The organism is Kocuria nitroreducens (assembly GCF_042879195.1).
Taxonomy (GTDB): Bacteria; Actinomycetota; Actinomycetes; order Actinomycetales; family Micrococcaceae; genus Kocuria; species Kocuria nitroreducens.
In genome coordinates this window covers 1-7666 of record NZ_JBHZTC010000042.1, presented here as the reverse complement: position 1 = coordinate 7666, position 7666 = coordinate 1, and the positions used below count along the sequence as shown (strand labels likewise).

Sequence of the window (7666 nt, the reverse complement as noted above, 5' to 3'; positions counted from 1 at the left end):
GAGGACAAGGACCCGGAGGTGGTCCACCCGCCCGACCCATTGATTGTGGCCCGCGGCCGCGAGGCCGTCGGGGACTGAGCCGGCCTCTTCCGGCGTCCGGGCACACGTCGGCGATCAGGATGTGATCACGTCCGCCGGGGCGGGCTCGCCCATGACCCTGGCTGCCCTGCAGCAACCGGTGGTCAGGAGCGGGCTCCGAGTTTGCCCCAGGAGCAGGGCCCCAGAAGCTGGGCGGTCGGCCCGAGGTCCTCCAGCTCCTCGCTCAAGAGCACGACGCCGGGGTTGTGCCCGTCGGTCTCGCAGCGCACCAGCACCACCAGGGCGGATTCGACCGATTCGTAGGGGGTGCCCAGGATCACCTCGCCGGCTCGGAGGCTGAGCCCGGGACGGTCGGTGTGCAGTCGATAGCGCGACAACCGGGGCGTGGCCTGCTGGGTGGCGGCGGCGTCATGATCATTGAACGTGGGGGCATGGACCGGGCGGGGAGCAGTCATTGCGGATCTCCTGGGAGCGGGTGCACCGGCAGCCCGGATGGACCTTGGTGCCGAATGGGGTCCGACATCGTTGTCCATCTCCAGCGTAGGGCCTGATCGGCCCCAGGAACCGGCAGCCCTTGTGATTCGCACCATGGAGAAGTGACCACCCTTGAGTATCCGCCCGCAACAGCACCCGATACGGCTGTTGTAGCTGGAGGGGACAGGCCACGGACCGAGAAGGTGTCCACCCAAATCCATCCCCTGGCCATGTAGTGCTCATCACACCAGGTCAGACTGCAGGTGTAGTCAACGGTTCGCTACATGGGATCCGTCCAGAACGACCGCCTCCGCGGTTGCTGACCTTCCCCGCCTCTGTTACCAAGCCGTTCGGCTCTCCGAGCTGAAAGCACACCCGTCAGCAGGCCGGGGCGCTGGCCATCCCTGATGATCACTTCCGGTTCATTCGGCACCCCTCTGGTGGGTCGCACCTTCGATCGAGGACCATCGCATGCTCAACGACGACGATGCCCCACGGCTGTGCCTGGGCGAGGACCACGGGCCCAGCCGGGCGGGGGAATTACCGGGCCCGACAGGGCCCTGGGCACCGGTCCGCAGGTCAGCCGCTGCACCTGAGGATTGTGAGAGTGCCCCCGCCCCGGCCAGCGGGGCTCCCAGGGTCCTCAACCAAGAATGCTGAGCCCGGCCGGAGCCGCCCACTGCAGTCGCCTCCAGGCCGTGGCCGGGTCCCCGTCCGGGGCATCGGCGCAGGTAGGATGGGTGTCGGTCACCCGGGCCGGATGTCGATCCAGGTCACGGTCTATTCACCGGCGTGCCTGGTATGCGGGACTCGTCGTTCACGGGGGGCCTTCAGGCTGGCCGCATGCCACTTCTGCTGCCCGGCAATGCCCGCCTGGTCGACCGCCGCCTCTTCCTCACCGGGGTGACCGCCGTTTCGGCGACCGCGACCCTGGCCGTCACCCCCGCCACGGCGGCCGACGCCCCCGCGACTGCGGCCCGGCACCGTGACGATCCCTTCACCCTGGGGGTGGCCTCCGGCGATCCCACGCCGTCCGGTGTGGTGCTGTGGACCCGGTTGGCCCCGAAGCCGTTCGAACCCCATGGCGGGATGCCCGCCGGCCACGCGGTGGTGCAGTGGCGGGTAGCCACCGACCCCGGGATGCGCACCGTGGTCCTGGGCGGGACCGCCCACGCCCCGGCGGATCTGGCGCACTCGGTGCATGTGGAGGTCGATGGCCTGTGTCCGGACACCGAGTACTTCTACGAGTTCCGGTTCCGCAATCACCGCTCAGCGATCGGGCGGACCAAGACGCTGCCGTCCCCCGGTGCTGTGGTGAGGCAGCTGGACTTCGCCTTCGTCTCCTGCCAGGCCTGGGACCACGGCTTCTTCCCCTCCTACCGGCACATGGCCGCCGAGGACCTCGACCTCGTGGTCCACCTGGGTGACTACGTCTACGAGTACGAGATCCCCGCTGACGGCGGGCTGCGTCGCACCCCCGTGCCTGCCCCCGCCCAGCCCGCGCCGCAAACGCTCGAGCAGTGGCGGGCCCGCTACGCCCTCTACAAGTCCGACCCGGACCTGCAGGCAGCCCACGCCCGATTCCCTTTCGTGGTGACCTGGGACGACCACGAGGTCGCCAACGACTACGCCGGGGGCTGGGCCGGGCAGAGCACGGCGTTCACCGCGGTGCGCGCCGCCGCGTACCAGGCCTACTACGAACACCAGCCCCTGCGGGCCCGCTCTGTGCCCCGGGGCACCGACATGCTGCTCTATCGCCGGCTGCGCTACGGCCGGCTCGCCCAGCTGGACGTCCTGGACGGGCGCCAGTACCGCGACGCGCCACCGTGCGGCTGGGGTGAGGCCCCGGCGTGCGAAGCGGCCTACGACCCGTCCATCAGCATGCTCGGGACCCGGTAGGAGCAGTGGCTCTACGAGGGTCTGCGGGCCTCCGAGGTGCGGTGGAACATCCTGGGCAACAACGTCATGGTCTCCCGGCTGGACCACGACGGCGCGGCCGGGGAGCTGCTGTGGCACGACGCCTGGGACGGCTTCCCCGCCGCCCGCCGACGGCTGCTGGACGTCATTGCGGGGCCGGCGGTGCGCAATGCCGTGTTCGTCACCGGTGACTGGCACTCCACCTTCGTCAACGATGTGCACCTGGACTTCGACCGCCCCGATTCCCCAGTGGTGGCCACCGAGTTCGTCGGCACCTCGATCAGCACCAACGGCGACGAACCGGTCTACGGTCCCTACTACGGGCCCATGATCGGTTTCAATCCGCACATCAAGTTCTTCGACGGCGACCGACGCGGCTACGTCCGCTGCCGCGTCACCCCGGACCGGTGGCGCACCGAGCTGCGGATGGCCACCAGTGTCGCCACCCGGTCAGCGGGCCAGTACACCCATGCGGCGTTCGAGATTGAAGACGGCGTGCCCGGGGCTGTACGCGTCTGATGACCCCTGAGCCGGCCTCGACATCGGCATGGGCCGTTCCCGAGGCGTGACCCGTGCCGTTCCCTCAGCGGGAGGCGGTGGCTGACCATCGACACCGAGAAGGTGGCGGCCCCCTGCGCCGTGTCGACCGGCCCGGCGACCGCGTCGCGGCAATTCCTGCGGTGAGCGATGCCCGGTCCGCGGTCCTACACGCCGCGGGCGACCCCGTCCTGGGTCACCCGGCCGAGCGGCACTCCGGCTGTGAGGCGATGACGGGCGCCCAGGACGTGAACCTCGACAGTGACGTGCCCCTACCGGCCACGGTGCTCATAGACGGGTCGATGTCGGCAACGAGTCCGGTCTCGGACTGGTCCTTCCCGGCCCGTCAGCCTGTGTCCGGCAGTACTGTTCCCGGCCCGGTGCGGCCTCGACGGTCGTGGCCGCACCCACCCGCCGGTGGCCGGCGCGACGCCGGGTGCGGGCCATTCGCACCCCCACCACGGCGAGCATGAGCACCACGGTGGCCACGCCCACCAGGGGCAGCCAGGACAGCACCTGCTCGGCACGGGAGAGGGAATCCCCCAGCAGATAGCCGATCAGCACCACGGTCGGAGCCCAGGTCACCGCCCCCAGAGCGTTGGCCCACAAGAACTTCCGCTGAGGCATCCCGATCATTCCCGCCACCGGGGGCACCAAGGCCCGCACCACGGTGATCCACCGGGCGGCGAAGACCGCCCCTACCCCGCGCCGGCTCACCAGCTCCAGGGCCCTGTCCCACCGCGAGGCGCCGATAAGGCGCCCCAGGGCGGTCTGACGCAGTCGGGGACCGAAGTAGCAGCCGATGAGGTACCCGACCTGATTACCGGCCACCGCAGCCACGACAGCCGCCGGGACGAGCACGGCCAGGGAGAGGTTGCCGGCCCCGGCCAGCAGCCCGGCCATCAGCAGAGCGGTCTCCCCGGGCAGGAACAACCCCAGGAACACCGCCGACTCCAGGAACACCAGCACGAGTACCAGCGCGTACACCGGCCACCCGCTCAGCTCGAACAACCACTCCACCACGGCATCCACCACTCGTGCCTCACCCTCTGTCCAGCAGCACCAGGCGCCGCGCCGTGAGCTCAGGACACGACGGCAGCTGGTGCCGGGCTTGTGAACGCTTCGGTCGCGGCCCAGCCTGCCACGAGAACATGTACATCAGGATCCGGGGGACTGTAAGAAAAACGGTGTGTGAGGGTCCGGCTTGATCCGAAAGGAGACGGCAATGACCGACTTCACGACTGACAGGACAGAGGAGATGATCGATCCCGTGACGGGAGAGATCATCGATCAGAAGGAACTCGCCGAACGCCTGCTGGCCCAGGCCAAGGAGCAAGGCGTGAGCCTGGTGGGTCCCGGTGGCCTGCTGAACCAGCGCACGAAGAACGTCCTCGAGACCGCGCTCGAGGCGGAGCTGACCGAGCACCTCGGACACGATCACGGGCAGACCCCGATCGCGGCCAACATGCGCAACGGGACCCGGGTGAAGACCGTGCTGACCGAGATCGGCCCCGTTGAGATCGAGGTGCCGCGGGACCGGGACGGGTCGCTCACACCGGTGATCGTGCCCAAGCGCAAGCGGCGCCTGGACGGGATCGATCAGATCGTGCTTTCGCTGTCGGCCCGCGGGCTGACCACCGGGGAGAGTGACCTGCCCCACGGTTCGCTTACCCCGTGGGGTCTGAAGATCAGGCAGGGATGGAAGGTATTTCGTAGCGTAGTTCGTGGGTGACCGGGGACTCGTAGTTCAGCTGGGAGTGACGCCGTCGGCGGTTGTAAAAGATCTCGATGTACTCAAAGATCGCGTTGGCCAGGTCGATCCGGGTGCGCCACCTCTTCCGGTTGAGCAGCTCGATCTGCATGGAGGACCAAAATGATTGTGACGCTGGGGGCATGCCGCGCGGCAAGGTGGTGTCGACGGGTGTGACTCACAAAACGACCGACCCGGTCCGGTGTCCTCATTGAGAGATATGTCCGCTCGTCGCCCGCCGACTACCGATGGCTTGATCAGGAGCTTGTCCCCTCGGGTGACTCATCACAGTCCTGCCTCATTCGCCGGCGGCCACCGTCGAGCAAATGGAGGACATCATGTTGGAGGACCTGGTGGATCACGTCATTGGCGTGGATCCCGACCGAGATCGCATCACGGCCGCGGTCGTGTGCGCCAAGACCCAAGGCGAACTGGCAGCCAAAACCTTCCCGGCTACGGGGCGGGGATACCGGGCTGCGCAACGATGGGCAGGAGGGTATGCGAGCCCGTCCCGAAGGGCGTGGGCGATCGAGTCCAGCGGCAGTTTCGGCGCGGGCCTGGCCGCCGCGCTGGCTGAGGCCGGGGAGTTCGTCATCGAGTTCGACCACCCCACCAAGCGGGCCGCCAAGGACGGCGCGAAGTCCGACACCCTCGACGCGGTCCGTGCGGCCAGGGAAAGCCTGGGGCGCTCCAGCTGGTCCACCCCACGCGCCCGCGGCGCCCGAGAAGGGCTGCGCACGTTGATCGTCGCTCGTGACAGCGCCAAGCTCGCCCGCGTGGCGGCGATTTACATCCTCAAGGCTCTCGTCGTCACCGCTCCTGAGGAACTGCGTGCTGAACTGCGCGGCCAACCCTTGGGGCAATTGCTCACCCGGTGCCGGCGCCTGCGGCCTGATACCGCCACCGACCCTGAACTGGCCGCGACCAAGCTATCGTTGCGCAGCACGGCCACGCGCATTACGGAACTGACTCGCGAATGCGAGGAACTCGAAGCCGCGATGCTGCCGCTGGTCAAGGCCATGTCGCCCCGGCTCCTGGAGGAACCCGGTATCGGCACTCTGCTCGCGGCGCAGATCCTGATCTCGTGGTCCCATTCTGGGCGTTGCCGCAGCGAAGCCGCGTTCGCCCGTTTGGCCGGTGCCGCTCCACTGGAGGCCACCTCGGGGCAGACCCAGACCCGCCACCGGCTCTCTCGCGGTGGTGACCGCCAGCTCAACCGGGCCCTGCACCAGGCCGTGCTGATTCGCACCAAGGTGCATCCGCCCACCAAGGCCTACCTCGCACGCCGGATCGCCGAGGGCAAGACCAAGCGCGAGGCGATGCGCTGTCTCAAGCGCTACTACGCCCGCCACCTGTTCCGGGTCCTTGAGGCATCCTCGATGCCCTCTTGACACCGATAGGAGCATCTCCATCATCGCGTTGTCATAGCCATCCCCGATCGTCCCGAACGAGGGCATCAGGCCCGCCTCCCGGATGCGGCGGGTGAACGCCCAGGAGGTGAACTGCACCCCGTGATCGGCGTGCACGATCCCGCCCCGGTGTGGGCCGACGGTTCTTGCTGGCCATGTCGAGGGCGTTGACCACCAGGGAGGAGTCCTGATGGTTGTCAATGGACCAGCCGACGATCTTTCGGGAGAACGCGTCGAGCACCGCGCAGAAGTAGATTTTGCCTTCCCTGGCTTAGATTTCAGCGGTCGTCGCAACACCCTGACTGATAGGGAGTTACGACGATGGGTGCTTCGTCACCACGGAAGCGGAGTCGGCAGTACAAGGCGGCCGAGAGGGCAGAGTTCTTCCGGCGTCTGGACCGAGGTGGCACGATCCGGGCGGTCGCGGCCGAGCTGGGGCTGAGCCCGGACACTTGTTACCGGTGGCGCCACGAGTCGGGGACCTCCACCGCCCGCGGGGTTCCTCGGACGTACACGGCCCAGGACAAGGCGGTGTTCTTCCGCCGGCTGGCGCTGAATCCGAACGTCTCTGCGGTGGCTCGGGAGCTCGGTTTCGTGCGGGTGACCTGCTACAAGTGGGCCCATCAGGCCGGGATCTTTACCGGCAAGGACGTCACCGCCCAGCGTGAGGAATTCCTGCGCGTGCGCGCCGAGGGCCTCAGTCGCGCCCAGGCCGCCGCCCGCGTGGGTGTGGACAAGCGCCGCGCCCAGGACTGGGACAAGGGCATCCGACAGTTCTACGGCGGCCGGGTCTATCCCGACGGTCGGGTGGTGCGGTACGGGCAGGCCGGAATACTGGCGAACGTGAAGACACCGCGCACCGCGTACACGCGAGGAGTCCCGAATGACCTCCAACGGCTCGAGCGCCCCATCAGCGGCCGGTACCTCAGCCTCGAAGAGCGGGAGCAGATCCACGACCTGCATGTTCGAGGGGACTCGGTCCGAGCCATCGCCCGGGTTCTGGGCCGGGCGCCGTCGACGATCGGGCGGGAGCTGGCCCGCAACACCGCCACCGCTGCCGGGTACCTGCCCTATGCTGCTCACCGTCTGGCCGTGACCCGCCGGCCGCGGCCACGACAAGGCAAGCTGCAGGTCCTGGCGGCGCTACGCGGCTACGTTGCCACGGGACTGGACCAGAAGTGGTCGCCGGAGCAGATCAGTCACCGGATGGTTGTCGACTTCCCGGCCGATCCCCGGATGCGGGTCTGCGCGGAGACGATCTACCAAGCGATCTACGCCCCCGACCGAACCGGGCTGACGCGTGCGGCGGCGCCGGTGCTGCGCTGCCGGCGTGCCGCCCGCAGGCCCCGGCGCGACCCGGCCCGACGCAGAAGCCGGTTCGTGGAGCCGATGGTTTCGATCACCGACCGCCCCGCCGAAGCCGAGGACCGCACCGTGCCCGGGCATTGGGAATCTCAATGAAGCTTCTATGAAGCTTCTATATCCCGTCAACCCCCAATTCCGCCGCGGCGGCGTTGAGTTGGCGGAAAAGGCGTCGGGC

4 protein-coding genes and 5 pseudogenes are annotated in these 7666 nt (G+C 68.5%); 5 read left to right on the top strand and 4 right to left on the bottom strand.

Going from position 1 to position 7666, the window contains the following annotated elements:
- Positions 1-182: 182 nt before the first annotated feature.
- A complete protein-coding gene (locus tag ACFYE1_RS16955) occupies positions 183-494 on the bottom strand; it encodes a hypothetical protein (RefSeq protein ID WP_387745563.1) in 312 nt (103 codons plus the stop codon).
- An 820-nt stretch (positions 495-1314) separates the two neighbouring features.
- Here ACFYE1_RS16955 and ACFYE1_RS16950 point away from each other — a divergent pair.
- Positions 1315-2949, top strand: a pseudogene (locus ACFYE1_RS16950) (alkaline phosphatase D family protein).
- A gap of 306 nt (positions 2950-3255) precedes the next feature.
- Here ACFYE1_RS16950 and ACFYE1_RS16945 read toward each other — a convergent pair.
- Positions 3256-3990, bottom strand: coding sequence for a DedA family protein (locus ACFYE1_RS16945; RefSeq protein ID WP_387745560.1), 735 nt, complete (start codon positions 3988-3990; stop codon positions 3256-3258).
- Positions 3991-4225: 235 nt separating this feature from the next.
- Here ACFYE1_RS16945 and ACFYE1_RS16940 point away from each other — a divergent pair.
- Positions 4226-4612: pseudogene (locus ACFYE1_RS16940) on the top strand (transposase); the annotation flags it as partial.
- A 43-nt stretch (positions 4613-4655) separates the two neighbouring features.
- On the opposite strand, the pseudogene ACFYE1_RS16935 reads toward ACFYE1_RS16940, so the two are convergent.
- Positions 4656-4847: pseudogene (locus tag ACFYE1_RS16935) on the bottom strand (IS3 family transposase); the annotation flags it as partial.
- 208 nt (positions 4848-5055) lie between these two features.
- Here ACFYE1_RS16935 and ACFYE1_RS16930 point away from each other — a divergent pair.
- Complete coding sequence (locus tag ACFYE1_RS16930) at positions 5056-6108, top strand: transposase (RefSeq protein ID WP_387745557.1); 1053 nt, start codon at positions 5056-5058, stop codon at positions 6106-6108.
- 3 nt (positions 6109-6111) lie between these two features.
- On the opposite strand, the pseudogene ACFYE1_RS16925 reads toward ACFYE1_RS16930, so the two are convergent.
- Positions 6112-6394: pseudogene (locus ACFYE1_RS16925) on the bottom strand (transposase); the annotation flags it as partial.
- 53 nt (positions 6395-6447) lie between these two features.
- Between ACFYE1_RS16925 and ACFYE1_RS16920 the strand changes: the two are divergent.
- Together ACFYE1_RS16920 and ACFYE1_RS16915 are read left to right on the top strand one after the other, a co-directional pair.
- Positions 6448-6588 (top strand): annotated as a pseudogene (locus tag ACFYE1_RS16920) (helix-turn-helix domain-containing protein); the annotation flags it as partial.
- A gap of 69 nt (positions 6589-6657) precedes the next feature.
- Positions 6658-7587: an IS30 family transposase gene (locus ACFYE1_RS16915; RefSeq protein WP_387745566.1), complete on the top strand. Its 930-nt coding sequence runs from the start codon at positions 6658-6660 to the stop codon at positions 7585-7587.
- Positions 7588-7666: the final 79 nt, after the last annotated feature.

Bases quoted from the DNA above. Each gene is read 5' to 3' on its own strand.
- ACFYE1_RS16930 (WP_387745557.1), top strand. From the start codon at position 5,056: ATGTTGGAGGACCTGGTGGATCACGTCATTGGCGTGGATCCCGACCGA.
- ACFYE1_RS16955 (WP_387745563.1), bottom strand. From the start codon at position 494: ATGACTGCTCCCCGCCCGGTCCATGCCCCCACGTTCAATGATCATGAC.